Here is a 26,173-nt window from a genome sequence, read left to right as displayed (position 1 = left end):
TTCCAGGTCATGCTACGGAGGTCGCCGCCATGGTGCAACCTGACCAATGGGGATCCATCGCGACCGGTGCCGCGACCGATCCTGGAGCTCAGGCCATCACTGGTGCCTGCTCCGCGATCCTGGCAAGGCTGGCATGGCCGACCTCGCCGGAGAGCCGCGCCACGGCACCGGGCACGATCTCGTGCGACAGCAGCCGGTCGAGGTCGACCGGGCGCGGCATGGAGATCTGGCCGCGGGGGATCTTTCTGAAGCCGAGCGGGCCGTAATAAGGCTCGTCGCCGACAAGGATCACCGCCGGCGCGCCGGCCTTGGCGGCCGCCTCCAGCGCGATCGCCACGAGCCGGCGGCCGATACCGAGATTCTTGAAGGCGGGCCGCACGGCGAGCGGCCCGAGCATCAGCGCGCGTCCGGCGCCGGCGGCGATGCGGGTCATGCGCACCGAAGCAACGACGATGTCGCCATCCATGGCGACAAAGGATAGCGAGCGCTCGTGGCCGCCGGTCTCGCGAATCTTGTAGGCGGCCAGCACGAAACGGCCGGGGCCAAAGGCTTCGTCGTTGATGGCTTCGATTTCGGGATCATGCGCCGGAGTTTCCGGCAGGTATTTCACGTCGGCAAGGCTCATGGTCTTCGCGGTCCGATAAAGAGGAAAGGTTGCTGCAAGCGGCAGCGTTCGCCAGTCAGCGCTTTCTAAGCGCGGGCGCCCTTTCGTCGTCGGTCAAACCGGATCAAGCCAAGATCGAACATGCGGAGTGTCCGCTAGCATCAATTTCCGGCGGCTGCAATCGGCTGTTTTCATCCGGCGTTTCATACGAGTGACGCTCTGTTCAGCAGATGACGGCTTCGGCATTGCCGCCTTGCGACTACATTGGCCAAGGCACGCAAGGAGATTTCGTATGGGATTGCTGGTCGAAGGCAAATGGCAGGACCGTCCGGCCAATGTCGATAGCAGCGGCAGGTTCATCCGCGCCGAGACGCAGTGGCGTGACTGGATCACGCGCGACGGCGCGCCGGCGCAAGGTCGTACGCGCGGCTTCAAGGCCGAGCCCGGACGCTACCATCTTTATGTCTCGCTCGCCTGTCCGTGGGCGCACCGCACGCTGATCTTTCGCGCGCTGAAGAAGCTAGAAGACATCATCCCGGTTTCAGTCGTGCATCATTTCCTCGGTGCTGAGGGCTGGACGTTTTTGGCCGAGGATGGCGCCACCGGCGACACGCTCTACGGCCTCGACTTCCTGCACCAAATCTACACCAAGGCCGATCCAGCCTATTCGGGCCGGGTTTCGGTGCCGGTGCTGTGGGACAAGAAGGAAGAGACCATCGTCTCCAACGAATCCGCCGAAATCATCCGCATGCTCAATTCGGCGTTCGACGAGTGGGGCGATGCCGCTCTCGATTCCTATCCGCCAGGCCTGCGCGGCGAGATCGACAAGGTCAATGCGCTGGTCTTTCCCGCCGTAAACAACGGCGTCTACCGCGCCGGCTTTGCCACCACGCAAGCGGCCTATGAAGAGGCGTTCGGCGAGCTGTTCGCGGCGCTCGACACGCTGGAGGGCCGACTGTCAAAACAGCGCTATCTCACTGGCGAGCGTGTCACCGAGGCCGATTGGCGGCTGTTCACCACGCTGGTGCGTTTCGACCCGGTCTATGTCGGCCATTTCAAATGCAATCTGCGCCGCATCGCCGACTATCCGAACCTTTCGAACTATCTGCGCGACCTCTACCAGGTGCCCGGTATCGCCGGCACGGTGAACCTGCACCACATCAAAATGCACTATTACGGCAGCCACGAGAGCATCAACCCGACGCGCATCGTGCCGGTCGGGCCTGGGCTCGACTATGGCGCGCCGCACGACCGGGCGCGGTTCAGGCAGGCGGCGTGAGCATCGGATTGACAGCCTACCAGTACGGCGATACCGGCTCGCCTTCAAAAACCTCGGCAAGCCGCCGCAGCGTCGCCGGCGTCGTGCCATGCGGCAAGCGGTCGAGCGGAAAGAAGCCTGCTTCGGCGATCTCGTGGTCCGGCAGTTTCGGCGCGGTCTGGTTGAAGGTTTCGATGAGATAGAGGCCGACATGGTCGCGGCGGCTGGAGCGGCGGTTGAAATGCATCGATTTCAGCACCGGCTGGGCTGTCAGCGCGATGTTGCCTTCCTCGGCCAGTTCGCGCACCAGCGCCTCACCGAGCGTCTCGCCGACTTCGACGCCCCCGCCCGGCAATTGCCAGCCGGGAACGTAGGTGTGGCGGATGAGGAAGACAGTGTTTGAGGCGCGATCGTGGATCAGGCCGCGCACGCCCAGCGTCATCGGCCGCCGCAGCAGGAAATAGAGATGGAACAGCCTTGCCCTGAGGCCTGCCCAGCCGGTCTGGCGAAACGCCTGCTCCGGGTCCGATATAGCCATGACTAGCGAAACCGTGGATGGGCAGGAAACAGTGAGTGGAAAGCGGGGAGCGCGTCGCCTATGAAGGAAGGATGTTCAGGCTCGCGCATATTTCCGATGTCCATCTGGGGCCGCTTCCCGGTGTAACCTATCGCGAACTCGCGTCCAAGCGCGTCGTCGGCTACGTCAACTGGCAGCGCAACCGCCGCCGCCATATGCACGATGCCGTCATCGACACCATCGTCGCCGACATGAAGGCGAGCACACCCGACCACCTCACCGTTACCGGCGATCTGGTCAATCTGGCGCTCGACGGCGAGATCGAGATGGCCAAGCACTGGCTTGAGACGCTGGGTTCGCCGGAGGATGTCTCGGTGGTGCCGGGCAACCACGACGCCTATGTGCCGGGCGCCTTCGACAAGGTCTGCCGCTCCTGGGCGGCGTGGATGAGCGGCGACGGCGTGACTGCGCCGATCGACCGCAACGCTTTTCCCTATCTGCGCGTACGCGGCAATGTCGCGCTGATCGGCGTTTCGACGGCGCGCGCTACGGCGCCGTTCATGGCCAATGGCTTCTTCCTCGAAGGTCAGGCGCAAAGGCTGGCGACAGTGCTCGACGCAACGAACAAACGCGGCCTGTTGCGGGTGATCATGATCCATCATCCGCCGGTGCGCGGCGCCGTCGCCCAGCAAAAGCGCCTGTTCGGCATCTCCCGCTTCCACAAGACCGTTCATAGGCATGGCGCCGAACTCGTGCTGCACGGCCATTCGCATCTGCCGTCGCTGTTCTTCATCGGCGGGCGCGGCGCCAGGATTCCGGTCGTCGGCGTCGCCGCCGCCGGGCAGTCGCCAGGCAGCAAGAACCCGGCGGCACAGTACAATCTGCTCGATATTGACGGGGAGAAGGGCAATTGGCTGATTCGCCTGACGCGGCGCGGCCTGACCGGGCCGGCCTTGCCGCCATCGGACCTGCAGGTCATTGAACTCGGCGCGCAGACACCGAGGCCTCCAGATCGTTGATCAGAAGCTGATCTTCATCGCCATCAGGCGATCCCAAAACAGCGCGGCCGCCACCGCCAGGCCAACAAGCGCGCCGGCGGCGACCAAGCCGAGACCGGAAAGGAACGTCGACCAGCCCCTGCGGGGCACGGCTGCTTGCAAGGGCGGCTCAGCTTCCGGCACGGCGGCGCGTTTCAGGTCGGCGACGGCCGGCTCGACACCGCCCTCCATCATGCGCTGGCGCTCGACGATACGCTCCGCCACATAGCGCGTGACCTGATCGGCGACCGGTTTCATATCGGTCGATTCGGCGAGCACGACGCGGCCGATGCGGGTATCCCTGAGAAAGCGGTAGGTGCGGCGGTCGCGCCCCATGGCGACATGGCTGACGGCGTCGATCCACAGGCGGGGCTGCAGGCCGGAGGAGATGACGAAGTCGAAATTGTCCATGTCGGCGGGCACGTCGGCAAAGACCGGGGCGAGCTCAGCGGCGAGCAGATCAAGCCGCATCCGGTGCGCCTCGCGCATGTCGACCACGACATCGTCGCGATCGGCGAAGGCATTTTTCACATCGCGAACGGCGTCGGACAGTTTGCGGGAGGTGTCGATGGGGGTGATGTTTTCGCCAGTGTCCTTCATCGGCGTCGCCTCGCTGATATGGTTAATTGCGAGTTAACACAGGCGGCGGCAAAATGCACTGGCGAGATGCGGGGCGCAAGTAAGTTAGCTCGCCGCGGCCTCGAATGTCGGACGCAGGCGCCTGCCGCGGCGTGCCATGTTTCGGCGCACGGCCTGGGCGACCACATCAGGTACTTCCTCGACCAGCATATGGCCGGCATCGAGCACGTGATGAATATGAAAATGCGCCGGCAGACAATCAGCCTGGGTAAAGGGCAGCACCGGATCGTCCGTTCCCCAAACCACCATCACCGGCATGTCGAGGGTGTCCAGCTGTTCGCGGGGTATGACCCCCTGCCGCTCGTTCCTGGTCATGACGGCCGATATCTCAATCAGCTTGCGCAACTGGCCGGGGCGACGGCGTAGGTCCGCCAGGACGCCAACGATGCGTTCGGGCGGCGGACTTCGCGGTCCCGACATGGCGGCAAGGCAGGCGCGGATTTCCCGTCTGTCGGCGGCCGCGGCGTAGCGGCGCAACAGCGGTCCGTTGATCTCGAGGCCAACACCGCCCGGCGCCAGAAGCGTCAGCGAGCCTATCCTTTCAGGCTCGGCAAGCGCCATCAGGGAGGCGACCGCGCCGCCCATCGAATGACCGGCGACATGCACCCTTGCTATCCCGCGTGCGGCGATATCGGCGAGAACCGCTCGCGCCGCTGTTTTGGCCGGGCCGCTGCCAGGAAATTCGAGAGACAGTCCGTGTCCCGGAAGATCGTAGGCCAAGGTCCTGACTTCGGGCCCTAGCGACGCGGTCACCTCGCGCCAGATATCATGGCAACCACCGAAGCCATGCAGCAGGACGACCGTCTTCGGCCCGGCGCCCCGCTCGGCAACATAGAGGGATGAGACCATGAAAATGTGCGATTATTGCAAGACTGGAGAGGAAATTCGAATCGAGGCTGGATTGCTCCCAGTCCAGACCGATGGCCAGTAAAGTTTTCGCGATCCGGAAAGACTAGCTGGCGTTGCCGAGGCCCGCGGCGCGCAGCGCCTCAACCAGCCGGTCGGTCAGATCGGCGGGATATTTGCGCTCGGCGAAGGCCGCGCGCGGATCGGCGGCGAATTTCGGGAATTTGGTGGTCAGCTCATCCAGAAGCTTGGCTGCCAGCTGTTCGCGGCCGGCAGCCTTGGCGCCGATCAGCCGCGCCGCCAGATAGTGCGATTTCATCGCCGTCGTGCGCAGCGACTCGCTGGCTATCGCGGCCTTGTTCATGTCGCCCAGCATGAATTGCCCGGCGAAAAGCCCAAAATCCCACCATGTCGGATGGCCGCTGAACGTCTCAACGGCATGGGTCAGGATGGGTGTTCCCTCGGCATATTTGCCGGCAAAGATCAGGCCATAGCCGTAAGCGGCAGCCATGCCGAGGTCGTAGGGGTTGAGCTCATAGGCCTTGCGCATCCAGCGGATCGATTCCTCGGTGTTGCCGAGGCGCGAGTTGAGGTAGCCGTAGGCGCGGTGCGCATAAGGGCTGGTCGGTCCCATCTGGATGGCGCGATGGGCGAAAGACATTGCCTGTTCGACCGTCGCGCCAGGCGGATAGGCGTAATGATCGGTGGCGGCCTCAAGGGTCAGGGAGGCCAGTTCCGAATAGACCAAGGACGATTTCGCACCCTGGCCGGCGAGCTTGTCCAGGCAGCGATAGGCAGCCTCGTGCGTCCTGGTGCTCTGGTCGAGATAGTATCTGTCGTTGAGGATCAGGCAGCTCGTCAGCCCGGTCTGAATGCCGTTCTGTTCGATGTAGCTGTAGAGCGGGCCGGAGGCGGGAATGGTCGAGCTGAGGATGGCGGCGATACGATCCTCGACGGTGCCAGGTGCGCTGTCGGCGGCCGTCAGACTGCGGGACAAAAGCACGCGGCCGGTCGCCACGCTCTGCAGTTCGAGCGTCACGTCACCTGCCATTGGTCCCGGCAGGACATCGAAAACGAAGCTGGTCGGGTCGGTGCTTGGGTCGCGCTTGCTGTCGGCGTCGCGGCCGATGAAGTCGATGGTGTCGAAACCGGCAAGGCCGGCGCGCAGCGAAGCGGCGACGCGGCCGGCCTCGGGGCCGGTGGCCTTCACGGCGATGTAGACGAGGGGCAGGGCCTCCATCGACGGCGATGCGATGCTGCTCGTTACGCCAGCGGTCTCGACCACCGAGGTCGGATCACTGCTGGCAAGCAATGCGCCGCTGCCCTGGCGCAGGATGAGCACGCCCAGCATGAGGATGACCAGCGTCATGGCGACCCAGAAGAACTGGAGATGGCGCGCCAGCGAAGGCCCAGGTTCTGTAACCCCCGCGGCCGTCGCGCCAGCGGGAACGGCGTCAAGAGCCGTCTGGTCGGGCGATCCGGGCAAGGCGGCTACCGCCGCCGCAAGCGGCTCCTGCCCAACCGGCAGGCGTATGGCGTTGAGCTCATAGGACGGCACGTAGCCGCCGCGCGGAATGGCAATGCGAACCGGTTCGGCTACGCCTTCATTGGCGAAATAATGCTGGAGAAGTTCGCGCAGCCGGCCTGCCTGCACCCGGACAACGGCGTCGGTCGACGAATTGAAATCGCCGTCCTTGCCGAAGACGTCCATGGCGATGGAGAAACCCTTGAGCCTGTCGGCTTCGCCGGCCTGCTCGCGCTCAACAAGATAGCGCAGCAACTTGCGCGCGCGCTCGGAACGTCCGAACGTTTCGCTGGCGAGCAGTCGCTCCAGTGTCTCGCGCACTGCGGGGGCGGCAGGCGTGGCATGCTGCAAGTGTCGATCCTCTCGAAGTCGGCACAGGTTGAGGCGCAATCATATAGAGCCTGCACTTCCATACAAGCATGCTTATGTTATGCGATCGCGTAACACACCGGATAGTTGCCGGTGGTTGACACAAAAAACCGGAATTTCCCTCGGCAAATGGGGGATTTCCGGGCGCCGCGGACATTCGGCGCCCGGGAAATATCAGCCGGCCTTGCGGCCGATTATCCGGTTGGCGGCCGAAACAACGGCTTCCAGCGAGGCGGCGACGATGTTGGTGTTGATGCCGGCGCCGAACAGCTTGCTGCCGGGATATTCCATCTCGACATAGGAAATCGCCGAGGCGTTCGAGCCGCGCTGGAGCGAATGTTCGGAATAATCAAGCACCGACATGTCGACGCCAACATGACGCGACAGCGCATCGACGAAGCCGTCGATCGGGCCGGTGCCGGAGCCGGCGATTGTCGTCTCCTTGCCGTTGTCGAGGATCACCGCCTCGACCACGCGCCGGCCCTTTTTCTCGGTATCGGGATAGGTGTGATGGTCGAGGAACTTCAGTCGTGCGCCGGGCTGGTCGACATAGGTTTCGATAAAGCGGTCATGGATGCGTTTTGCCGGCACTTCCTTGCCTTCGGCGTCGGTGATCGCCTGGATCTCCTGGCTGAACTCGATCTGCAGGTTGCGCGGCAGATTGAGGCCGTAATCGGCCTGCAGTACATAGGCGATGCCGCCTTTGCCCGACTGCGAGTTGATGCGGATGATCGCCTCGTAGCTGCGTCCGACATCGGCCGGATCGATCGGCAGATAGGGCACTTCCCAGACCGGCGTGTTGGCCTTCTTCAAGGCCTTCATGCCCTTGTTGATGGCGTCCTGGTGCGAGCCGGAAAAGGCGGTGTAGACGAGTTCGCCGACATAGGGATGGCGCTCGGAGATCTTCAGCTGGTTGGAATATTCGTAGACGTCCTTCATCCGGTTGATGTCGGAGCAATCCAGATGGGGATCGACGCCTTGCGTGTACATGTTGAGCGCCAGCGTCACGATGTCGACATTTCCGGTGCGCTCGCCATTGCCGAACAGCGTGCCTTCGACGCGGTCCGCACCCGCCATCAGGCCGAGCTCGGTGGTGGCGATGCCGGTGCCGCGATCGTTGTGGGGGTGCAGCGAGATCAGCAGGTTCTCGCGGTCGTCCAGGTTGCGGCACATCCATTCGATCCGGTCGGCATAGATGTTGGGCGTCGACATCTCGACCGTCGACGGCAGGTTGATGATCAGCTTGTTGTCGGCTGTCGGCTTCACGATCTCGGTGACGGCGTTGCATATCTCCAGCGCGACTTCGAGCTCGGTGCCGGTAAAGCTTTCGGGCGAATATTCGAAGCGATAACCGCCGCCGGCCTTGGCCGCCATGTCGGTGATCATCTTGGCCGCGTCGGTGGCGATGCGCTTGATACCGCCGACATCCTTCTCGAAGACGACGCGACGCTGCAACTCGCTGGTCGAATTGTAGAAATGCACGATCGGGTTGGTGGCGCCCTTCAGAGATTCGAAGGTGCGGGTGATGAGTTCGGGACGGCACTGCACCAGCACCTGTAGCGAAACATCAGCCGGCACATTGCCTTCCTCGATGCACCAGCGGGCGAAATCGAAATCGGTCTGCGAGGCCGAGGGGAAACCTATCTCAATCTCCTTGAAACCCATGTCGAGCAGCAGGGCGAACATGCGCGCCTTGCGCTCATGACCCATCGGATCGATCAGCGCCTGGTTGCCGTCGCGCAAATCGACCGAGCACCAGACCGGTGCCTTGTCGATGACCTTGTTGGGCCAGGTGCGGTCGGTGAGACCGACCGTCGGGTAGGGCTGGTATTTTCGGGCCGCGCCCGGCATGTGGCCGGCCGCGCGTTTTGCGCTTTCGGCTTCGCCGGCGCGGATGTCTTCTCGTGCGTTCATCGTCTTGTTCTCCCGGCGGCTCGCGGATCGGTCTTCGGACGGATTCCAGGGCGAGCAGCGCCTTATCAGATTTTCGTTCGCTTGATGTGAATTGCCAATTTCTGAACTGGCCAAGGAGCGTGCGCGTAAGCGGCGGTTCGACCGCCGGGCGCTCCTTCAGCGAACCCGGCGATCGCCGATAAGGCCGAGAAGAAGCAGGGTCGATGCCAGCGCGCGCACGGTCTCGCCGGCAAAGCCGGTCGGACGGGAAGCGACGGAGGAGACGCGCGTGTTCATGGCGGGTTTCATACAGGAGCCGCCATGGACAGGCAAGTGGGCTGCCATTCCACCACTCGCGAGCACTCTTCCCCATGCGCGGCAAATGCGCCAGACTTGCGTGTAGCCGGGGCCGCAATGCTTCGCCGTCTGAGGGGTCATCCGTGAATTTCGTTTTCTTCTCGCCGCATTTTCCCGCCAACGGCGCCGATTTCTGCGACCGGCTGAAAAAGGCCGGCGCCACGGTGCTGGGCATTGGCGATGCGCCTTATGAGGCGCTGGACGGCAAGCTGAAGGCGGCCCTGTCGGAATATTACCGCATCGCCGACATGGAGGACTACGATCCGGTGTTCCGGGCGATGGGTCATTTCATCCACAAATGGGGCCGGATCGAGCGCTTCGAGTCACTCAACGAGCATTGGCTGGAGCTGGAAGCCAACATCCGCACCGACTTCAACATCTACGGCACCAAGCTCGATTTCGTGAAGAATTTGAAGCGCAAGAGCCGCATGCGTGCATTCTTCCGCAAGAGCGGCGTCGACACCATCGCCCAGCGCAAATGCTCCGACCGGGCCGGCGCCATGACCTTCATCCGCCGCGTCGGCTATCCCGTGGTGGTGAAGCCCGATTCCGGTTCCGGCGCCTCGAACACCTTCAAGATTTCCAACGCCGGGGAGCTTGACCAGTTTTTCAGAGACAAGCCCGAGGACGTGACCTTCGTCATGGAGCAATTCATCGAGGGGCTGGTGGTGACCTTCGATGGGCTGGTCAACCGTGACGGCGAGGTGGTGCTGGCGGCCAGCCACCGCTACGACCAGAGCATCATGGAAGTGGTCAACAAGGATCGCCACATGAGCTACACCTGCTTTCCCAAGGTCCGACCGGCGATCGAAGAGGCCGGCCGCAAAATCCTCAAGGCGTTCGACGTGCGCGAGCGCTTCTTCCACATCGAGCTGTTCGAAACCAAGGACGACCGCGTCATCGCGCTTGAGGTCAACATGCGGCCGCCCGGCGCCTGGATGACCGATGCGATCAACTACACGTTCGACATCGACGTCTACGCGGCCTGGGCGGACATGGTGGTGAAGGATGCCGCCGGCGGGCCTTACGAGGGCAAATATTTCACCGCCTATGCCAGCCGCAAGCGGCGCCTCGACTATTTGCACAGCCATGAGGACGTGATAGCCGCGCATCGCGACAAGATCGTCCATCATCAGCCAATTGAAGAGGTTTTCAGCCGCGCCATGGGAAATTACGCCTACCAGATGCGCTCGAAAGACGAAGCAGCACTGCGCGCGGCCGTCGCCTACATTCACGCGGAAAAGGCTTGAACGCGATGGACATCTCCTATCACAAGCATTTCGCCCGCAATCTCGGCCGCGACATGGAATACAAGCGCTACGGCCATGCCGGCCGGCCGGTGGTGGTGTTCCCGACCTCGCAGGGGCGGTTCTACCACTTCGAGGATTCCGGCGGGGTTGGGACGCTTTCCGAATTTATCGATACCGGCCGCATCCAGCTGTTTGCGGTCGACGGCGTCGATTCGGAATCGTTCTTCAACAAGCATGCCGGCGCCACCCACCGCATCGGTCGCCACGAGGCTTATTTCCGATATGTGCGCGAGGAGGCGCTGCCGGAGTTTCTGGCGACCGCCGAGCAAGCCAATGGCGGGCGCAAATTAAAGCCGCTGTTCACCGGCTGCTCGATGGGCGGTTACCATTCCTCGAATTTCGTCTTTCGCTTTCCCGAACTCGCCAGCGGCGTCATCGCGCTGTCGGGCGTCTATTCGGCGGGCGACTTCTTCGGCAAGGCGCTGGAAGGTGATATCTTCTACAATTCGCCGCTCGACTATCTGCCCGGCATCGTAGACCCAAAACTGCTTGCCCGGCTGAAGTCGCTGAGGATGATCTTCTGCTGCGGGCAGGGCGCCTGGGAAGAGCGGATGCTGGTCGAGACCCGCAGGCTGGAACAGATCCTGCGCGACAAATCCATTCCCGCCTGGGTCGACTATTGGGGCGGCGATGTCAGTCATGACTGGCCATGGTGGCACAAGCAGCTGGTCTATTTCTTCGGCCGCTGGCTGGATGATGATCTGATGCACCGGCTCGATTGATGACCACACCCGAACCTATCCGCCGCTTTATCGAGGCCACCAATGCGGGTGATAGCGAGCCGTTCTCCACACGTTCACAGCCGACGCGTCCCTGACCGACTGGGGGCGGTCCTTCCAAGGCCGCCAGCAGATCGCGCGCTGGAACCAGTCGGACAATATCGGCGTGAAGTCCAATCTTCGCATTGTCCGCATCGCCGAGGTCGAGGGCAGCTACCGCGTCCGCATTGCCGTGAAAGGCAATGGCTTCAACGGCGAGGGTGACATGACCTTCGTGCTGGACGGCCACCGCATAGCGAGCCTCGTCATCTCCTGACGCGGCTCAGCTACCCTTCCTGGCAAACCGGCAGAGCAATGGTCTCGTGTTCCACCGCCGATCCACGGCGCAAGCCGAGAAAGACGACAAGGGCGGTGACGATGGTGATTGCCGCCAGCACGATCAGCAGCTTGTCGAACGCGATCTCATAGGCCTGGACCAGGACCGTGGCTCCGGCACCCGGCAAGTGGGCTGCCGCTTCGCCGATGTTGCCGGTCACCAGCAGCTGCGCGGCGGCGGTTGCATCCAGGGAAGATGCCGACCCCTGAGCCGCCAGTTGGGCTGCCGTGAAACCCGACAGGACTGCCATGACGATCGCCAGCGCCACGCCTTCGCAAGCGACGCGGGTGGTGTTGAAGATGCCGACCGCCATGCCGGCACGCTCTTTCGGCACGACGCCGACGGCAAGTCCGTCCATCAGCCCCCAGGGCAAGGCGATGCCGACGCCTATGAGGATCAGCGGCGCCACCAGCGCTGCGACGACAGGCGGTGTCAGGCTCAGCCAGACAAGGCCGCCGGCGGCCACAAGCAGGCCGACACCGCAGATCGTTGCCGGAGCGATCCAGCGCGCTACCTGGCCGGCGAGCAGTGGCAGGATCAACAGCGGTCCCGACAGGCAGATCATCAACTGCCCCGCCTTGATCTCGCTCATCCCCTCAATGCCGATGAAGCGGATAGGCAACAGCACCAGCAGGACGACGAAGCCATAGGCGGGAGCGGCCGCCAGGAACTGGACGCCGACGAAGCGGGGAAAGCGGAACAGCGAGAGATCGAGCATCGGCCGGCGCACGCGCCGCTCGACGACGACGAAAGCGGCAAAGCAAAGGGCGGCCGCCACGAGAAGCCCGATCACCAGGGGATCGGTCCAGCCGCTCTGCGGCGCTTGCAGCACGCCGTAGGTCAGCGATGCCAGCGCGATCGTAAAGGTGCCGGCTCCCGCCCAGTCGAGGCCGGTCGCATCCGGATCGCGCGATTCCCTGATGGTGCGCAGGCCGAGCAAAGCGGCTGCAATCGCGAGCACTGCCACCAAGACGAAGATCGATCGCCAGCCGAAAGCATCTATGAGCAGGCCCGACGCGATCGGCCCAAAAGCGAGGCCGATGCCGAAACTGGTGCCGAGGAAGGAGAAGGCGCGCAGCCGCAATGGCCCATCGAATTCCTGGGCAAGAGCGGAGGCGCCGCCGGCAAAGGCGGCGGCACTGCCGAGCCCTTGCGCAGCCCTGAGCACATCGAACCAGACGATATCAGGGGCAAACATCGATCCCAGCGATGCCAGCACATAGGTGGCGAGGCCAACAAGGAAGAGCCGCTTGCGGCCATGATTGTCGGCCAGCGCGCCTGATGCCATCAAGGTGGCGGCGAAGGTCAGCATGAAGGCGTTGGTCACCCAGTTGAGCGCGATCGGGCTGCCGCCGAGGTCGGCCGCAATGCGGGAAAGCGCGACGGCCGGGCCGGTGAAGGTCAAGGGCATTGTCATGGCGGCAAGGCATACCGACAACAGGACAAGCCATGGCGCGACCGCGCCGTTTGTGGTCTTCGAGGTCATGGATTTCCTATCTGAACCAGGATCCGCCGGCCTGCCGCAAGCTTGCTGCGCCGGTCGTAACGGGAACATAGGCTCGCGACACTTCGAGAAAAATAGTGTTAAATCTCCAGATATACCGGACTGAAACGCTCGAATGGAGAGATGCGATGGAACGCCTCAATGGGCTCCTGGCCTTTGCCCGCACGGCTGAGTTCGGCAGCTTCATCGCTGCGGGCCGCACGCTCGGCATCTCGGCATCGGCCGTCGGCAAGAGCGTCGCCAGGCTCGAGCAGGATCTCGGCGTAAGGTTGCTTCAGCGCAGCACGCGCCGCATCGGCCTGACCGAAGAGGGCAAGCTGTTCAACGAGCGGGTGCGGCGCATCCTCGACGACATCGACGATGCCGAGGCGATGCTGTCGCGGAGCCGCGAAACACCGCATGGGCGGCTGCGCGTTTCGACGCCGATCGTGACCTATCATTTGCTGTTCCCGGTGCTGTCGGAGTTCATGGCGCGCTATCCCGAAATCGAACTCGACATCGACTTTAACGACCGCATCGTCGACCTCATCGACGAAGGCGTCGACATCGCGATCCGCAGCGGCGACCTGCCGGATTCGCGCCTGGTGGCGCGGCCGCTTGCACCCTTCCGGCTGCTGTTGTGTGCGGCACCCTCCTATATCGAGCAGCACGGCAACCCGAGCCGCCCGGACGATCTCGTGAACCATTACGGCATCCGCTTCCGCTTTCCCAACAGCGGCAAGCTGCAAGGCTGGCCGTTCATCGGCGGCAGCGCCGAGCCGCAGGTCCGCTCGATGCTGACCTGCAACAACACGGAGGCGCTGAAGGGCGCCACGATGGCCGGGCTCGGCATCAGCTCGATGCCCGATTTCCTGGTCCGCGAGGCGCTGCGTGACGGCCAGCTACGCACGGTGCTGGACGACCATGTCGACGGCCGCGGCCAGTTCCGGTTGTTGTGGCCGTCCAATCGTCATTTGTCGCCGAAGGTTCGCGCCTTCGTCGATTTCCTTCCCGACCGGCTTGCCGCGACGCTGAGCGGCTCTTGAATTAGTCCTTCGCGGCCGACGGCGATAACGAAGACAGCGAGGAATAGCTCTGCTTCTCAGTAGGTGGCGCGGCCGCCGGACAGGTCGAAGGTCGCGCCGGTGGTGAAGGAATTTTCGTCCGATAGCATGAAGGCGATCATCGCAGCCGCCTCTTCGACTTCGACGAACCGGCCTCGCGGCACCTTGCCCAGCATGTAGGCGACCTGGGCCTCAGTGAGCTGTTCGAGGATGCGGGTGCGGGCGGGCGATGGGGTCAGCGCGTTGACGGCGATGTCGTGGCCGGCCAGTTCCTTACCGAGCGATTTTGTCAGCGCGAGCACGCCGGCCTTGGCGGCGGAATAGGCGGCGGCATTCGGATTGCCTTCCTTGCCTGCGACCGAGGCGATGTTGACGATGCGGCCGTAGCTGCGCGCGATCATGCCGGGCACCAGGCGCTTGCAGCAGTAGAAGACGCCGTTGAGGTCGATGTCGATTATCTGGCGCCAGGCGGCAGGATCATAATCCGCCACCGTCGCTGCCGGTCCGGCGATGCCGGCATTGTTTACCAGCAGATCGACCGGACCAAGCGAGCGCTCGGTTTCGGTCGCGGCGCTGTCGACGGCCTCCATCAGCGATTGATCGCACAGCAAACCCTCGACCCGGCCGAGCGGGGCGAGTTCGGAAACGGCCTTCGCCATGGCGGTCTCGTCCACATCCCAGATGGCGACGCTGGCGCCCGATGACAGCAGTCGCCGGGCGACAGCAAGGCCGATGCCTTGCGCGCCGCCGGTCACCACGGCGACCCGGCCTGAGAGATCGACGGCATTCACACGACGTTTCATGGGCACTTTTCCTCTTCCCTGGATATTTGAATCTCAGTCCCTGACGGCTCTCGCCATCAGCCGCGCTATGCTCGGCCCGGCGATGAGCACGACCAGGAAGCGGGCCGACTGCAAGGCCATGACGAAGGATATGTCGACGTTCTGGGCGGCGGCGGCAATGATGGCGACGCTGTCCATGCCGCCGGGGCTGGTCGCGAGATAGGCGGTCAGCGGATCGATACCAAGGACGTGGCTGATCAGCCAGGCTAGCCCGCCGCAAAAGGCGATCAGCACGACGATAGAGCCGACGATCTGCGGCAGCGCCCGTGTCGCATGACGCAGGATCGCCCGGGTAAAATTCAGCCCTATCGACCAGCCGACCATCGCATAGGAGAGCGCCAGCAGCCATGGCGGCAATTGCATCGCCACGCCGAAGCCGAGATGGACGATGGTGCCGATGATGAAGGTGCCGAGGAAGAAGGGTGACGGCAGCCGGCACAACCGGCCGAGCAGGCCGCCGACCAGCGCCACGCCGAGCGTGGCGGCAAAGGCTGCCGGTTCGATCGGCGGGAACCAGACGATGGATGGTACCTCGATGCCCGAAGTGTCGACCCACATCTTGGCGACGAGTGCTGCCGTCATCGAGACGAAGATGACGCGCAGATACTGCATGAAGGCGACGAGGCGCTGATCGGCGCCGAAGGCACCGGCCATCAGCACCATGGCAGTGGCAGCACCCGGCGACGAGCCCCAGACCGCGGTGGTGCCGGGCAGGATGCGCCAGCGGCTGATCAACCAGCCAAGCAGGCTCGACGCCGCAAGGGTCGCCAGCACCACGACAAGGACCAGCGGCCATTCCTTGTAGAACACCGAAAAAATGTCGGTGGAGATCGACGCCGCGACCAGACAGCCGACCAAGGCCTGGGCGGCGGCGAACAGCGGCCGCGGCACGCGCACCGTGGCGCCATTGGTGCCGGCAAGGATCGCCGCCAGCATCGGGCCGATCAGCAGCGCCGCCGGCAGTGCGGCGTATTCCAGCGCGCCGGCGAACAGCAGCGAGACGATCAGCAGCACCAGCCACTGCCGAACCGGACGCATGCGCGCCATGCGTTCGACGGCCGGTTGGTCTGGCGAAGAGTCCATGTTTGGGTCTTAGACCTGGAAGAGAAAAATGCGAACGCTGTCTCGGACGAAATTCACGACCCCGACCCCGCGTTGGGATGTCACTCGTTCTTGATGGCGGGCAGGCCGAAACCGCCGGCCGGATGGGTCTCGACCTGGAATTCGAAGCCGGCGATGATCGGCCGGGCCTTGGCGATCGCTGCCTGGACCTCCGGCAGCTGCAGCGAAGCCTTGTGGCTTGCGGCGTCGGTCCACACTTCGGTCACCCAGATCGCGTCGGCATCGGCCGGGTCGCGGGCGATGACATAACTCAGGCAACCCGGCATGGCGCCGGTCGAGGCGAGCAGCACATCCATGATCGCGTCGCGCTGGCCGCGCGCCGCCCGCATCTTTCCGATCAATCCGTACATTGCCTCTCCCCTTTCTTCAACCTCAGCAAACGTGCGCACGACATGCATGGTTGCGAGACGCAGTATGCAATTGCCGGCTCACGGCATCAACTGGCCGCCGTTCACCTCGATCACCTGGCCGGTGATGTAACCACTCAGGAGATCGGAGGACAGGAAGAGATAGGCGCCGACGCAGTCTTCGGCCGTGCCGGCACGCCCTTGAGGAATGGTGGCGACCATGCCCTTCATCTGCTCGTCGGTGGAATAGCGCTCATGGAAGGGTGTCGCGATGGTGCCCGGCGCCACCGCGTTGACGCGGATGCCGAAGCCGATCAGTTCCTTGGCCATGCCGCGCGTCACATTGGAGACAAAGGCCTTGGCCGAACCGTACAGCCCGGCGCCGCCGCCAGCGCCATTGCGCGCCGCGATCGACGAGGTGTTGACGATGAAGCCGCCCTGCTTCTTCAGCCATGGCATCGCCTTGCGCGAGGCCGTCAGCACCGAGCGGGCGTTGAGGTCCATCACCGCGTCGTAGTGCGCCTCGGTCTGCTCCGCATAGGGCACGCGGCCGAGCATGCCGCCGGCATTGTTGATCAGCCCGTCGAGCCGCCCGAATGTTTCGGCGCTCTCCTCGACTACCCGCTCGACATCGGCTGCCTGTGAGAAGTCGCCCTGTGTCAGGAACACCTCACCGCCGCTGTCGCGGATGGTTTTGGCCAGCGTTTCTGCGGCCTTCCGGCTCGAATTGTAGTGCAGGGCGACCCGGCATTTCTGGGCGGCGTAGGCCAGTGCAAGGGCGGCACCGATGCCGGTCGAAGCGCCGGTGACCAGCACCGCCTTGCCGGCAAGATCGGGGATGACGAGGGTGGTCGCGGTCATGAGCACTTTCCTTCGGGCTGTTTGGCCACCCTTCGTAGGCTCTCATGGCCTTCACGTTCAAGCCCGTGGCGGCTCAGGGCCGGAGATAGGCGTAGCCCTGGCGCTGCAGTTCGGCGAGCTTGACGACGCCGCCCTTGTCGGCGGCGTGGAAGCCCTCGAGCAGGTCGGCAAGCGTGATCTCCATGCCTTGCATGGTGTTGCCGCAGGCATGCGGCTCAAGGCCCTGTTGGACAAGGCCGGCAAAGCGTCCCGAGATCGCCGCCGATAGGCCTTTCGACTTGAAGCCGGCAAGGGCCGGACCATGCACGACCAACACGATGTCGACATTGCCGCCGGTGCCTTCATAGTGGTTCTTGATGTTGCCGAGCACGAAGTTGACCTTATCGAGGTCGCTGAGGTGATAAGCGACCTTCGGTCTGTCTTCAGCGGCGGCGGCCCGGCTCAGCCCGAACAGGCCGGCGGCACCGGCAAGGCTGGCCCGGAACATGTCGCGTCGACGCATGGCATCCTCTCGGCTTGGCGCTCCCCGCAGATTGCGTGGCTGCGGCCATGATACTAGCATAACTTGACGTTACGTCCTGTCGATGCGAGGAGGCGTCACATGGCGTTCAGGAAGTGGAAGGTTGTTGCCAGCGCTGGATTTGGCTGCGTGCTGCTCGGCGCGCTTGCAAGTTCGGCCCTTGCCGGCGATGCGCTTAAATTACCCGAACTCAGCCCGAATGGCGCCGATGCGTGTTTCGGCCGCGTCTATGATGCGGCGCACCTCAAGGCGCATCCAAAGCAGAAGGTGGCGCGGATCTTCTTCCTCTATGGCCATGATCCGGTGAGCCATCCGAACGAGGAGCCGATGGCAAACGCCGACACCTCCTACAACGGTTTTCTCACCACCATGGTGCGCGGCGCCAAGGCGCCGCAATGGGCCGGCGGCTGGTGCAATCACGAGTCCGAGGACGGCAAGTCAGGTCCGATCCGCTGCGGCATGGACTGCGACCGCACCATGGCGTCGCTGAAGCTCGATGACAAAGGCCGCCTGATCCTCACCGACGTCTCGTCCGATCTCTATCTCGACGCCGGATCGGAAGACGAACTGGGCGAAGCCGAATATGACCGGCAGGCTCTGGGCTCGGAGGACAACAATTTCCGCCTCGACCCGATGCCGGCCGCAACCTGCCAGGCTGAATTCGCCAAGATCGACCCGATCGATCCGGCGCTTGGGGCTCCCTTGCGCGAGCGACTGAAGCCGGACCAGCCTTTCTGTTTCGGGCGAGACTACGATGCCGCGCATCTCTCCTCGCATCCCGACCAGGTGACGCAGTCGATCCGGGTCTTCCGCGGGCCGGTCGAACTCGCCTCCTTTGCCTCAGGCGATGTCGCCAACTGGCCCGACGGCTCCGATGTCGCCGTTTCGGTGACCACCAGGAAGAACGGGACGAAGGTCACGCAGACCTATTCCTGCCAGGGTGAAGCGGATCAATGGCGCTGCGCGGCCAGTTCGAAGATGAGCAACTTTTCCTGCGATATCGCGCAAAAGGAAATCTTCCTCAAGCGCGGGGCCAACGGCACCATGATGCTCGCCAATCCCAACAGCAGCCTGGCGATCGTCGATTTGTGCTCGGCGGATGGCAAGACCAAGTCCGATGACAAGGTCTACCGGTTGGAGGCTATGCCGCAGTCGACCTGCACTCGTTGAGTTCGATCTTGTCTATGACGCTACCATGGTATATATCTTTGCTATATCTCATTTGAGGATAGCACATGGACAAGGCAAAGGTGTTCTGGTCAGGCCGGTCACAGGCTGTGCGCTTGCCTAAGGAGTTTCGGTTCGAGGCAGACGAGGTTTCGATCCGTCGTCATGGGCAAACTGTCATCTTGGAGCCGCTTGCGCAGGATTGGGCATGGCTCGACCAGGTCATCGGACCGGTTGACGACGATTTCGTCCAGGGAGCGCTGGAGCGTCAGGATGGTCAGGATCGACCTGCTTTGGATGACCTCTTTAAGTGACCTACCTGCTCGACACCAATGCCGTCATAGCGGTCATCGCGGGCGACGAGGGTCTGCTGGCTTTGCTCAAACGGCATGCACCACAAGACTTTGCTCTCTCGGCGGTCGTTTTGCATGAGCTGTACTACGGCGCTGAAAAGAGCCAGCGAAAGGTCCAAAATCTGGCGCGCATCGAAGCCTTGCAGTTCCCGGTACTTGAATTCGACCGAGACGACGCGAGACATGCCGGTGAGATTCGTGCTGGGCTTGCGGCACTGGGAACCCCGATTGGTCCCTACGATGCGCTGATTGGCGGGCAGGCACGTGCTCGGGACCTCACGCTGATAACCCGCAATATCCGGGAATTCGAGCGGATCAAAGATCTCACTATCGAAACGTGGTAACTCGCCTCACGCGAACGGCACCGCCGTCGTGCCTTTCGGCAGCTTCGCCTCGTCGTCCGGTTCGACATGGATGGTGACGCGCACCGAGGGGATTTCGGCCTTCAGCGCGTCCTCGATGCGGTCGCAAATGACGTGGCTGGCGCCGACCGTCATGTCGGCGTCGACGACCAGGTGGAACTCGATGAAGGTGGCGCGGCCGGCGATGCGGGTCTTGAGGTCATGAACCTCCAGCGCGCCCTTGCAATTGGCCGAGATGATGTCGCGAATGTGCATGTGTTCGGACGTGTCCACTGCGCGGTCCATCAGCCCGTTCATCGACGAGCCGATGACGTGCCAGCCCTGCCACAGGATGTTGAGCGCGACGATGACGGCAAGCGCCGGATCGAGGATCTGCCAACCGGTCAGGATAGCGCCGACGAGGCCGCCGAAGACGCCGACCGAGGTCACGACGTCGGTCATGATGTGCCGGCCGTCGGCGACCAGCGCCGGTGATTTTGCGCTGCGCCCGGCGCGGATCAGCGTCCAGGCCCAGAAGGCGTTGATGACGGTGGCGACACCGTTGATCGCCAGGCCCTCCCAGGGTTGTTCGAGCGGGGTCGGCGTCTGCCAGGAGCGCCAGACCTCGTTGAGGATCAAAAGCGCGGCGAGCACGATCAGCACGCCTTCCAGCACCGCCGAAAAATACTCGGCCTTGTGGTGGCCGAACGGATGGTCCTGGTCGGCCGGCTTGTAGCTGACCAGGACCGCCCAATAGGCGGCGGCCGAGGCTATGACGTTGACGATCGACTCCAGCGCATCCGAATAGAGCGCAACGGAGCCGGTGACGTACCATGCGGCAAGCTTGAGCGCGAGCACCACGCAGGCGATGACAATCGACCAGAAGGCAAGGCTGGCGATCCTTTGCCTGGCCGCTGCCTTCGCTGCGATCGCCGCCATGTTGTCCGTTGCCGCCATCGTTTCTAGGCGGCCTTTTCCTTGGCCTTGCGCGGCAGATGCGCAACGATGTTTTCGATGATGCGCATGCCGGCATTGTGGCCGAGCGTCATGATCGATTCCGGATGGAACTGGACGGCGGCGATCGGCTCCTTGCGGTGTTCGAAGGCCATGATGATGCCATCCTCGGTCTCGGCGGTGACGATGAAATCGTCGGGCAGCCGCACCGGATCGGCGAAGATCGAGTGGTAGCGGCCGACGGTCACTTCCTTGGGCAGGCCGGAGAAGATGATTCCAGGCTTGGAGACGCGGATGCGCGACGGCTTGCCGTGCATCGGCACGTGCAACTGCCTGAGTTCGCCGCCATAGGCCTCCGCCAGCGCCTGCAGGCCAAGGCAGACACCGAAGATCGGCAGGTCGCGGGCGCGGGCGTTCTTGATGGTCGCGGCGCAGTCGAAATCCTTCGGCGTGCCCGGTCCGGGCGACAGCACGACGAGATCGGGCTTCAGCCGTTCGAAGACTTCTTCCGGCACCGGCGAACGCACGGTCGAGACATTGGCACCGGTCTGGCGGAAATAGTTGGCCAGTGTGTGGACAAAGGAGTCCTCGTGGTCGACGAGCAGGATGTTGACGCCGTCGCCGGCGCGCGCGGTGGTGCGTTCGGCGCCTGCGGCATTGCCCAATTTGGCGTCGCGAATGGCGGAGAGCATGGCGGATGCCTTCAGTTCGGTTTCGGCTTCTTCTTCCTCGGGGATGCTGTCGAAGAGCAATGTGGCGCCGGCTCGCACCTCGGCAATGCCGTCCTTGATGCGGATGGTGCGGAGCGTCAGGCCGGTGTTCATGTCGCCGTTGAAATTGACCATGCCGATGGCGCCGCCATACCAGGCACGCGGGCTCTTTTCGTTCTGCTCGATGAAGCGCATCGCCCACAGTTTCGGCGCACCGGTGACGGTGACCGCCCAGGCATGCGACAGGAAGGCGTCGAAGGCATCCATGCCTTCGCGCAGGCGCCCTTCGATGTGATCGACGGTGTGGATCAGGCGCGAATACATTTCGATCTGGCGGCGGCCGATGACGCGCACCGAGCCCGGATCGCAGACCCTTGACTTGTCGTTGCGGTCGACGTCCGAGCACATTGTCAGCTCGGATTCATCCTTCTTGGAATTGAGCAGCTTCAGGATCTGCTCGCTGTCGGAAATGGCGTCGTCGCCGCGCTTGATGGTGCCGGATATCGGGCAGGTCTCGACGCGGCGGCCATTGACGCGCACGAACATTTCGGGCGAGGCGCCGATCAGATACTCGTTTTCGCCGAGATTGATGAAGAAGGAATAGGGCGACGGATTGATCGACTTCAGCTTGCGCGAGATTTCGGAAGGCTGCGTCTCGCAGCGTTCGTAGAACATCTGCCCGGGCACGACCTCGAACAGGTCGCCGCGCTTGAAACTGTCCATCGCCTTGCGCACCAGATTGGCATATTCGCCCGGCTCATGGTCGCCGCGCGGCGGGATGCGGTCGGCGGTCTTGAACGGTTCGGCAATTTCGTCGCGCGGCAGCCCCTCGGTTGAAAAACCGTCGCCGGAATAGTCGTAGCGGTCGGTCCAGGCCTTGGTCGAATAATGGTCGACGACCAGGATCTCGTCAGGCAGGAACAGCACGAGATCGCGCTGGCTCTGTTTGCGCTCAAGCTTGTAGTCGACTGGATCGAACTGGAAGGCGAGGTCGTAACCGAAGGCGCCGTAAAGGCCGAGATTGGCGTCTTCATCGGTCTTGAACAGAGCGGTGATGGCGCGCAGCACAGTAAACACAGAGGGGACGCGGCTGCGCTCTTCCTCTGTGAAGACGCGGCCGGGCTTGGCGACATCGAGGCGGATCAGCTTTTTCGAGGTTTCAGCAATCGTCACCTCGGCAACGCCGGCCAGCGTCTTGCCGATCACCGGCAGCAGCACTTCGCCACGGCCATTCAGCGCCTCGATGCGCATGGCGCGGCCACGCGCGGAAATCACCAGCGGCGGATCGATGATGGCCGTATCCCAGCGTGTGTAGCGGCCCGGATATTCGTAATTCGAGGAAAACACCGCACCACGGCGCGAGTTCAAGCCATCGACATAGGCATCGATCGCACCGGCGTAAGGCTTGTCGTGGCGTTCGCGGGTGATGGTGACACCACCTGCGGTCACGAAGCTTTCCGCGCCGTTTTCCAGAGCCTTCATCGTCATTGCCGTCTCCATATGGCTTGTTGGGGGCAACGGACCCGGGAATGGCTTTGAAAAAACAAATGGCCGCCCGGACATTCCGTTGCGGCCACCCTCTATTTTCACGCGCACGCGTTCGAACAGGCCGCTGTCAGCGAGCCCACCACCAAATGGTCTTGATCGAGCGCATGTTCATGGGCGAAATCCATAGCGGCGAAAAGCCGGATGCGCAACAGGTTTGAAAGGCCTGTTTGTGGCCGCCGCTTCCGCAGCCCATGGCACATCGCCAAGGCTTGGGGTCCTGCCTAGACTGTTCGTCCAACATCGGAAAGACGGGAAGACAGCAATGACCGAGCAGATCGAGCGCGCACGCAGGTTCCATGCGCTCCACGTCAGGGGCAACCCGATCGTTCTCTACAATGCCTGGGATCCGGGCTCGGCCAAGATCGTCGAGAAGGCGGGCGCCAAGGCGATCGCCACCGGAAGCTGGCCGGTCGCGGCTGCTTTTGGTTATGCCGATGGCGAGAAAATTCCGCTGGAGCTGGCGCTGGACAACATCAAGCGCATCGTGGCGGCAGTCGACCTGCCGGTGACCATGGACCTCGAAGGCGGCTACGGCGTCGAGCCGGTGACTGTCGCCCAGACGGTGACACGTGCCCTGCAGGCCGGCGCCATCGGTTTCAATTTCGAGGACCAGATCGTCGGCGGCGCCGGTCTGCACGACATCGCCATACAGGTGAAGCGCATCGAGGCGGCAGCGGCGGCGGTGAAGGCTTCCGGCATTCCCGCCTTTATCAACGCCCGTACCGACATTTTCCTCAAGGCCAAGCCGGATGTGCATGACAGCGTGCTGCTCGACCAGGCCATCGAGCGGGCGCACGCTTATGAAAAGGCAGGAGCGAGCGGCTTCTTTGCGCCGGGGCTCGGCGACGAGGGTCTGATCGAGGCGCTGTGCAAGGCGACGGCATTGCCGGTCAACATCATCGCGCTGGCGCACGTGCCGCCGCGCCAGCGCCTGGCCGAGCTTGGTGTCGCCCGTGTCAGCCACGGCCCGGTGCCGTACCGGCAGATGGCCGAATGGCTGGAGACCAAGGCGCGGCTGGCGATTTCGGGTTAGCTCAGTCCTCCAGCGTGCCTGACCTCGCGTCGGCGCTCTTCTTGTCGCCGACCAGCTTCAAGAGATCCTCGCCGGCGCGGATGATGCGGCGCGAGCGGCGGGTCAGGATGACGCCGTCCTGCGGCGCCAGCACTTCGGTGCGGCCGCCGGCCTCGCCCGGTGTGTGGACGATGGTGGCGAGGCGCGCGCCCTTGGCGACGCGGTCGCCGGGCTTGACGTCGTAGAGGATGGCGCCGGCCCGGGGCGCCGGCATCATGTCGATGTTCTCCAGCGGCGCGACGAGACCCTTGAACGCGCCGGGTGCGGGCAGGGCGGTATCGGCGATGACGCCGCGCGCCGCCAGCAGCCGGTAAAGGCCTTCGGCATCGGAACTTGCCAGCGCGCCGTCGACATCCAGCATGCCACGGCATTCTACCGTGGTGGCAACGCGGCGGTCGAGTTGCGCCACGTTGGCGGGGACGTTCTGGTAGGGCATGATCGTGGCGCCCTCGAAGGTGCCGTCGGTGTCCTCGCTCCACAACACCACGGCGTCGATACCCATGGCGGCGGCGCAATCGGCCATCGCCGGCCACAGGCTGGCGTGGACGTAGAGATAGGCAAGGCCCTCGTCATCGCAATGCAGGTCGAGCACGATGTCGTGGCCGAGCGACAGCTGCACCAGACGGGTCTTCAATCGCTGGTCGGGGGTGCCAAGCGTGGTGTCGGGCAAAAGCTTGGCGTCCGGTGCTGCGAGCAACGGAAAGCCGCGGTTGAAATTGTTGCGGGTGCCGAGATGAAAGCGGCCCTGGTGCTCGCCGAAATGATATTGCGCGCGGCCGATCGGATTGGCCCAGGGCACGACCGTGATGCTGCCCTTGATGCGGCCTTCCGCTTCGGCCTTGTTCAGCGCCGGCATCAGCGCGTCGATGGCGACGACACCAGGCAATTCACCGGCGTGGAGTGCTGCCTGCAGATAGGCCGAAGGTGCTGCCTTGTCGGCGCCGGCGAAGCGGAACACCGGGAATTCGTAGGAAACGCCTTCGGTATCGCCGGCGATGCGTTCGATCGATTTCTGCATGGGATGCCTCCAGGATAAGAGGCAGAACACATGCACTTTTGCCGAAGGGCTGTCGATTGGTCCAGTTCGCGCCGCCATGGGCGCAATGGAATTATTCGGCGGCGGCCGGAACCGGCCTTATCGGCGCCGATCCTTCGAGCGCCTGCGAGACAACGGCTACGCTGACCGCCAGCAGGGCCAGCACCGCGCCGACCAGCGGCAAATGAGCATAGGAAACGCCGGCCGACAGAGCCACGCCGCCGATCCAGGCGCCGCTGGCATTGCCGACATTGAATGCGCCCTGGTTGAGCGTGGCGGCGAGGTTCGGCCCTTCCGAAGCCGCTTCGACGACGCGGATCTGCAGCGGCGGCACGACGACGAAGATCAGCAGTCCCCACAAGAAGACGATGCCGATGGCGACGCTGGCGATCGCGCCGTACTGCATGAAGCCGACAAACAGAACTGCCATCAAAAGCAGCGTGCCGATGACCGTCGGCATCAATTTCCAGTCGGCCAGCCGGCCGCCGATGATGTTGCCTATGGTCATGCCGGCGCCGAACAGCAGCAGGACCCAGGTGACCGCGGAGGTCGACAGGCCGGAGACATCGGTAAGGTAGGGCTTGATGTAGGTGAAGACGGCAAACAGGCTGGCCGAGGCCAGCGAGGCGATCAGCATGGCGAGCCAGACCTGCAGCTTGCCCAGCACGCGCAGTTCGCTGCGCAGGCCGCCGCCGCTCGGTTCGACGACATTGGATGGCACCAGCCAGGCGATGGCGGCAACAGAGATCAGGCCGATGCCGACGACGGCAAGGAAGGTGGAGCGCCAGCCGAAGGCTTCGCCAAGCGCGGTGCCGGCAGGAACGCCGAGAATGTTGGAGAGCGTCAATCCCGCGAACATCATCGCCATGGCGCTGGCGCGCTTGTTGCGCGGCACCAGGCTGGCGGCAACGACGGAACCAATGCCGAAAAAGGCGCCATGACCAAACGCGGTGAAGACGCGCGCGGCCATCAGAAGCCAGTAATTGGGCGCAATGGCGCAGAGCAGATTGCCGACGACGAACATCGCCGTCAGCGTGACCAGCACTGGCTTGCGCGGCAGATGCGCGGTGGCCATGGCAACGATGGGTGCGCCGAAGACGACGCCCAGCGCATAGCCGGTGACCAGCAGGCCGGCCGAGGGGATCGACACGCCGAGATCGGCCGCAACCTCCGGCAACAGGCCCATGATGACGAATTCGGTGGTGCCGATGCAAAAGGACGCAATGGCAAGCGCAAGGATCGGCAAAGGCATGGAAAATCCAGACTGAATCGGTTCAATTCAGACTGAACGAGAGCCTTGCCG

General features: G+C 63.6%; 26 protein-coding genes. 10 read left to right on the top strand and 16 right to left on the bottom strand.

What is annotated here, in order from left to right; genetic code table 11:
- Positions 1 to 88: 88 nt before the first annotated feature.
- On the bottom strand, positions 89 to 625 hold the full coding sequence (locus ACYG9V_RS28030; RefSeq protein WP_023686191.1) for a GNAT family N-acetyltransferase: 537 nt from the start codon (positions 623 to 625) through the stop codon (positions 89 to 91).
- Between the two features lie 271 nt (positions 626 to 896).
- On the opposite strand from ACYG9V_RS28030, the gene ACYG9V_RS28025 reads away from it, so the two are divergent.
- Positions 897 to 1,883, top strand: a complete 987-nt coding sequence (locus ACYG9V_RS28025) for a glutathione S-transferase family protein (protein ID WP_023699707.1) — start codon at positions 897 to 899, stop codon at positions 1,881 to 1,883.
- Between the two features lie 16 nt (positions 1,884 to 1,899).
- Here the strand turns inward: ACYG9V_RS28025 and ACYG9V_RS28020 are convergent, their stop codons facing one another.
- The gene (locus ACYG9V_RS28020; RefSeq protein ID WP_031195394.1) at positions 1,900 to 2,400 is read right to left on the bottom strand and encodes an NUDIX domain-containing protein; all 501 of its coding nucleotides are present in this window, start codon (positions 2,398 to 2,400) and stop codon (positions 1,900 to 1,902) included.
- A 71-nt stretch (positions 2,401 to 2,471) separates the two neighbouring features.
- Here ACYG9V_RS28020 and ACYG9V_RS28015 point away from each other — a divergent pair, with 71 nt between their 5' ends.
- Positions 2,472 to 3,398, top strand: coding sequence for a metallophosphoesterase family protein (locus ACYG9V_RS28015; RefSeq protein WP_023683636.1), 927 nt, complete (start codon positions 2,472 to 2,474; stop codon positions 3,396 to 3,398).
- On the opposite strand, the gene ACYG9V_RS28010 is transcribed toward ACYG9V_RS28015, so the two are convergent.
- From ACYG9V_RS28010 to leuA, 4 genes are all read right to left on the bottom strand, one after another.
- Positions 3,399 to 4,016 carry a hypothetical protein gene (locus ACYG9V_RS28010; RefSeq protein ID WP_023817388.1) on the bottom strand — a complete coding sequence of 206 codons (618 nt, stop codon included), beginning with the start codon at positions 4,014 to 4,016 and terminating at the stop codon, positions 3,399 to 3,401.
- Between the two features lie 84 nt (positions 4,017 to 4,100).
- The gene (locus ACYG9V_RS28005) at positions 4,101 to 4,904 is read right to left on the bottom strand and encodes an alpha/beta fold hydrolase (protein WP_352762380.1); all 804 of its coding nucleotides are present in this window, start codon (positions 4,902 to 4,904) and stop codon (positions 4,101 to 4,103) included.
- A gap of 103 nt (positions 4,905 to 5,007) precedes the next feature.
- Complete coding sequence (locus tag ACYG9V_RS28000) at positions 5,008 to 6,777, bottom strand: tetratricopeptide repeat protein (protein ID WP_460222048.1); 1,770 nt, start codon at positions 6,775 to 6,777, stop codon at positions 5,008 to 5,010.
- A gap of 192 nt (positions 6,778 to 6,969) precedes the next feature.
- Positions 6,970 to 8,646 carry a 2-isopropylmalate synthase gene (gene leuA / locus ACYG9V_RS27995; protein ID WP_023737773.1) on the bottom strand — a complete coding sequence of 559 codons (1,677 nt, stop codon included), beginning with the start codon at positions 8,644 to 8,646 and terminating at the stop codon, positions 6,970 to 6,972.
- Between the two features lie 482 nt (positions 8,647 to 9,128).
- Here leuA and ACYG9V_RS27990 point away from each other — a divergent pair, with 482 nt between their 5' ends.
- The 3 genes from ACYG9V_RS27990 to ACYG9V_RS27980 all read left to right on the top strand — a co-directional run bounded on the left by ACYG9V_RS27990 (position 9,129) and on the right by ACYG9V_RS27980 (position 11,390).
- Positions 9,129 to 10,295, top strand: coding sequence for an ATP-grasp domain-containing protein (locus tag ACYG9V_RS27990; RefSeq protein WP_352762375.1), 1,167 nt, complete (start codon positions 9,129 to 9,131; stop codon positions 10,293 to 10,295).
- A gap of 5 nt (positions 10,296 to 10,300) precedes the next feature.
- Positions 10,301 to 11,077 (top strand): esterase family protein, encoded by a 777-nt coding sequence (locus ACYG9V_RS27985; protein WP_352762733.1) that lies wholly within the window; start codon positions 10,301 to 10,303, stop codon positions 11,075 to 11,077.
- A gap of 163 nt (positions 11,078 to 11,240) precedes the next feature.
- Positions 11,241 to 11,390: a hypothetical protein gene (locus tag ACYG9V_RS27980; RefSeq protein ID WP_245275015.1), complete on the top strand. Its 150-nt coding sequence runs from the start codon at positions 11,241 to 11,243 to the stop codon at positions 11,388 to 11,390.
- A 10-nt stretch (positions 11,391 to 11,400) separates the two neighbouring features.
- On the opposite strand, the gene ACYG9V_RS27975 is transcribed toward ACYG9V_RS27980, so the two are convergent.
- Positions 11,401 to 12,936 carry an MFS transporter gene (locus ACYG9V_RS27975; protein WP_352762374.1) on the bottom strand — a complete coding sequence of 512 codons (1,536 nt, stop codon included), beginning with the start codon at positions 12,934 to 12,936 and terminating at the stop codon, positions 11,401 to 11,403.
- 146 nt (positions 12,937 to 13,082) lie between these two features.
- Here ACYG9V_RS27975 and ACYG9V_RS27970 point away from each other — a divergent pair, with 146 nt between their 5' ends.
- Complete coding sequence (locus ACYG9V_RS27970) at positions 13,083 to 13,979, top strand: LysR family transcriptional regulator (protein ID WP_023695836.1); 897 nt, start codon at positions 13,083 to 13,085, stop codon at positions 13,977 to 13,979.
- Between the two features lie 56 nt (positions 13,980 to 14,035).
- On the opposite strand, the gene ACYG9V_RS27965 is transcribed toward ACYG9V_RS27970, so the two are convergent.
- From ACYG9V_RS27965 to ACYG9V_RS27945, 5 genes are all read right to left on the bottom strand, one after another.
- Entirely contained in the window at positions 14,036 to 14,788 is a 753-nt protein-coding gene (locus tag ACYG9V_RS27965) for an SDR family NAD(P)-dependent oxidoreductase (protein WP_023669968.1), read from the bottom strand.
- Between the two features lie 45 nt (positions 14,789 to 14,833).
- Positions 14,834 to 15,922, bottom strand: coding sequence for an AbrB family transcriptional regulator (locus ACYG9V_RS27960; protein WP_352762373.1), 1,089 nt, complete (start codon positions 15,920 to 15,922; stop codon positions 14,834 to 14,836).
- Between the two features lie 80 nt (positions 15,923 to 16,002).
- The gene (locus ACYG9V_RS27955) at positions 16,003 to 16,311 is read right to left on the bottom strand and encodes a putative quinol monooxygenase (protein WP_023691624.1); all 309 of its coding nucleotides are present in this window, start codon (positions 16,309 to 16,311) and stop codon (positions 16,003 to 16,005) included.
- Between the two features lie 78 nt (positions 16,312 to 16,389).
- Entirely contained in the window at positions 16,390 to 17,169 is a 780-nt protein-coding gene (locus ACYG9V_RS27950; RefSeq protein WP_352762371.1) for an SDR family NAD(P)-dependent oxidoreductase, read from the bottom strand.
- A gap of 73 nt (positions 17,170 to 17,242) precedes the next feature.
- The gene (locus ACYG9V_RS27945; RefSeq protein ID WP_023683648.1) at positions 17,243 to 17,671 is read right to left on the bottom strand and encodes a DsrE family protein; all 429 of its coding nucleotides are present in this window, start codon (positions 17,669 to 17,671) and stop codon (positions 17,243 to 17,245) included.
- 99 nt (positions 17,672 to 17,770) lie between these two features.
- Here ACYG9V_RS27945 and ACYG9V_RS27940 point away from each other — a divergent pair, with 99 nt between their 5' ends.
- The 3 genes from ACYG9V_RS27940 to ACYG9V_RS27930 all read left to right on the top strand — a co-directional run bounded on the left by ACYG9V_RS27940 (position 17,771) and on the right by ACYG9V_RS27930 (position 19,553).
- Positions 17,771 to 18,859: a hypothetical protein gene (locus ACYG9V_RS27940; protein ID WP_352762369.1), complete on the top strand. Its 1,089-nt coding sequence runs from the start codon at positions 17,771 to 17,773 to the stop codon at positions 18,857 to 18,859.
- A 65-nt stretch (positions 18,860 to 18,924) separates the two neighbouring features.
- A complete protein-coding gene (locus ACYG9V_RS27935) occupies positions 18,925 to 19,170 on the top strand; it encodes an antitoxin (protein WP_023724992.1) in 246 nt (81 codons plus the stop codon).
- Positions 19,167 to 19,553, top strand: coding sequence for a type II toxin-antitoxin system VapC family toxin (locus tag ACYG9V_RS27930; protein ID WP_023744268.1), 387 nt, complete (start codon positions 19,167 to 19,169; stop codon positions 19,551 to 19,553). The genes ACYG9V_RS27935 and ACYG9V_RS27930 overlap by 4 nt, the downstream gene beginning before the upstream one ends.
- 6 nt (positions 19,554 to 19,559) lie before the next feature.
- Here ACYG9V_RS27930 and ACYG9V_RS27925 read toward each other — a convergent pair whose 3' ends face one another.
- Entirely contained in the window at positions 19,560 to 20,507 is a 948-nt protein-coding gene (locus ACYG9V_RS27925) for a cation diffusion facilitator family transporter (RefSeq protein WP_023751269.1), read from the bottom strand.
- Between the two features lie 5 nt (positions 20,508 to 20,512).
- Positions 20,513 to 22,702 carry an anthranilate synthase gene (locus ACYG9V_RS27920; RefSeq protein ID WP_352762368.1) on the bottom strand — a complete coding sequence of 730 codons (2,190 nt, stop codon included), beginning with the start codon at positions 22,700 to 22,702 and terminating at the stop codon, positions 20,513 to 20,515.
- A gap of 322 nt (positions 22,703 to 23,024) precedes the next feature.
- Here ACYG9V_RS27920 and ACYG9V_RS27915 point away from each other — a divergent pair, with 322 nt between their 5' ends.
- Positions 23,025 to 23,795, top strand: coding sequence for an isocitrate lyase/PEP mutase family protein (locus tag ACYG9V_RS27915; protein ID WP_352513958.1), 771 nt, complete (start codon positions 23,025 to 23,027; stop codon positions 23,793 to 23,795).
- A 1-nt stretch (position 23,796) separates the two neighbouring features.
- Here the strand turns inward: ACYG9V_RS27915 and ACYG9V_RS27910 are convergent, their stop codons facing one another.
- Positions 23,797 to 24,852 carry a succinylglutamate desuccinylase/aspartoacylase family protein gene (locus tag ACYG9V_RS27910; RefSeq protein WP_352762366.1) on the bottom strand — a complete coding sequence of 352 codons (1,056 nt, stop codon included), beginning with the start codon at positions 24,850 to 24,852 and terminating at the stop codon, positions 23,797 to 23,799.
- 91 nt (positions 24,853 to 24,943) lie between these two features.
- On the bottom strand, positions 24,944 to 26,122 hold the full coding sequence (locus tag ACYG9V_RS27905; RefSeq protein ID WP_352762364.1) for an MFS transporter: 1,179 nt from the start codon (positions 26,120 to 26,122) through the stop codon (positions 24,944 to 24,946).
- Between the last annotated feature and the right edge of the window lie 51 nt (positions 26,123 to 26,173).

The sequence above is a fragment of the Mesorhizobium sp. W016 genome, assembly GCF_054719485.1.
The sequence above is the reverse complement of the archived record's forward strand: the minus strand, read 5'-3'. Positions and strand labels throughout refer to the sequence as shown.

Coding starts and splice junctions, on each gene's coding strand:
- ACYG9V_RS28020 (WP_031195394.1), bottom strand. CDS start 2,400: ATGGCTATATCGGACCCGGAGCAGGCGTTTCGCCAGACCGGCTGGGCA.
- ACYG9V_RS27970 (WP_023695836.1), top strand. CDS start 13,083: ATGGAACGCCTCAATGGGCTCCTGGCCTTTGCCCGCACGGCTGAGTTC.
- ACYG9V_RS27945 (WP_023683648.1), bottom strand. CDS start 17,671: ATGCGTCGACGCGACATGTTCCGGGCCAGCCTTGCCGGTGCCGCCGGC.
- ACYG9V_RS28025 (WP_023699707.1), top strand. CDS start 897: ATGGGATTGCTGGTCGAAGGCAAATGGCAGGACCGTCCGGCCAATGTC.
- ACYG9V_RS27935 (WP_023724992.1), top strand. CDS start 18,925: ATGGACAAGGCAAAGGTGTTCTGGTCAGGCCGGTCACAGGCTGTGCGC.
- ACYG9V_RS28030 (WP_023686191.1), bottom strand. CDS start 625: ATGAGCCTTGCCGACGTGAAATACCTGCCGGAAACTCCGGCGCATGAT.
- ACYG9V_RS27910 (WP_352762366.1), bottom strand. CDS start 24,852: ATGCAGAAATCGATCGAACGCATCGCCGGCGATACCGAAGGCGTTTCC.
- ACYG9V_RS27920 (WP_352762368.1), bottom strand. CDS start 22,702: ATGACGATGAAGGCTCTGGAAAACGGCGCGGAAAGCTTCGTGACCGCA.
- ACYG9V_RS28005 (WP_352762380.1), bottom strand. CDS start 4,904: ATGGTCTCATCCCTCTATGTTGCCGAGCGGGGCGCCGGGCCGAAGACG.
- ACYG9V_RS28015 (WP_023683636.1), top strand. CDS start 2,472: ATGTTCAGGCTCGCGCATATTTCCGATGTCCATCTGGGGCCGCTTCCC.
- ACYG9V_RS27960 (WP_352762373.1), bottom strand. CDS start 15,922: ATGGACTCTTCGCCAGACCAACCGGCCGTCGAACGCATGGCGCGCATG.
- ACYG9V_RS27940 (WP_352762369.1), top strand. CDS start 17,771: ATGGCGTTCAGGAAGTGGAAGGTTGTTGCCAGCGCTGGATTTGGCTGC.
- ACYG9V_RS28010 (WP_023817388.1), bottom strand. CDS start 4,016: ATGAAGGACACTGGCGAAAACATCACCCCCATCGACACCTCCCGCAAA.
- leuA (WP_023737773.1), bottom strand. CDS start 8,646: ATGCCGGGCGCGGCCCGAAAATACCAGCCCTACCCGACGGTCGGTCTC.
- ACYG9V_RS27955 (WP_023691624.1), bottom strand. CDS start 16,311: ATGTACGGATTGATCGGAAAGATGCGGGCGGCGCGCGGCCAGCGCGAC.
- ACYG9V_RS27975 (WP_352762374.1), bottom strand. CDS start 12,936: ATGACCTCGAAGACCACAAACGGCGCGGTCGCGCCATGGCTTGTCCTG.
- ACYG9V_RS27985 (WP_352762733.1), top strand. CDS start 10,301: ATGGACATCTCCTATCACAAGCATTTCGCCCGCAATCTCGGCCGCGAC.
- ACYG9V_RS27915 (WP_352513958.1), top strand. CDS start 23,025: ATGACCGAGCAGATCGAGCGCGCACGCAGGTTCCATGCGCTCCACGTC.
- ACYG9V_RS27950 (WP_352762371.1), bottom strand. CDS start 17,169: ATGACCGCGACCACCCTCGTCATCCCCGATCTTGCCGGCAAGGCGGTG.
- ACYG9V_RS27925 (WP_023751269.1), bottom strand. CDS start 20,507: ATGGCGGCAACGGACAACATGGCGGCGATCGCAGCGAAGGCAGCGGCC.
- ACYG9V_RS27905 (WP_352762364.1), bottom strand. CDS start 26,122: ATGCCTTTGCCGATCCTTGCGCTTGCCATTGCGTCCTTTTGCATCGGC.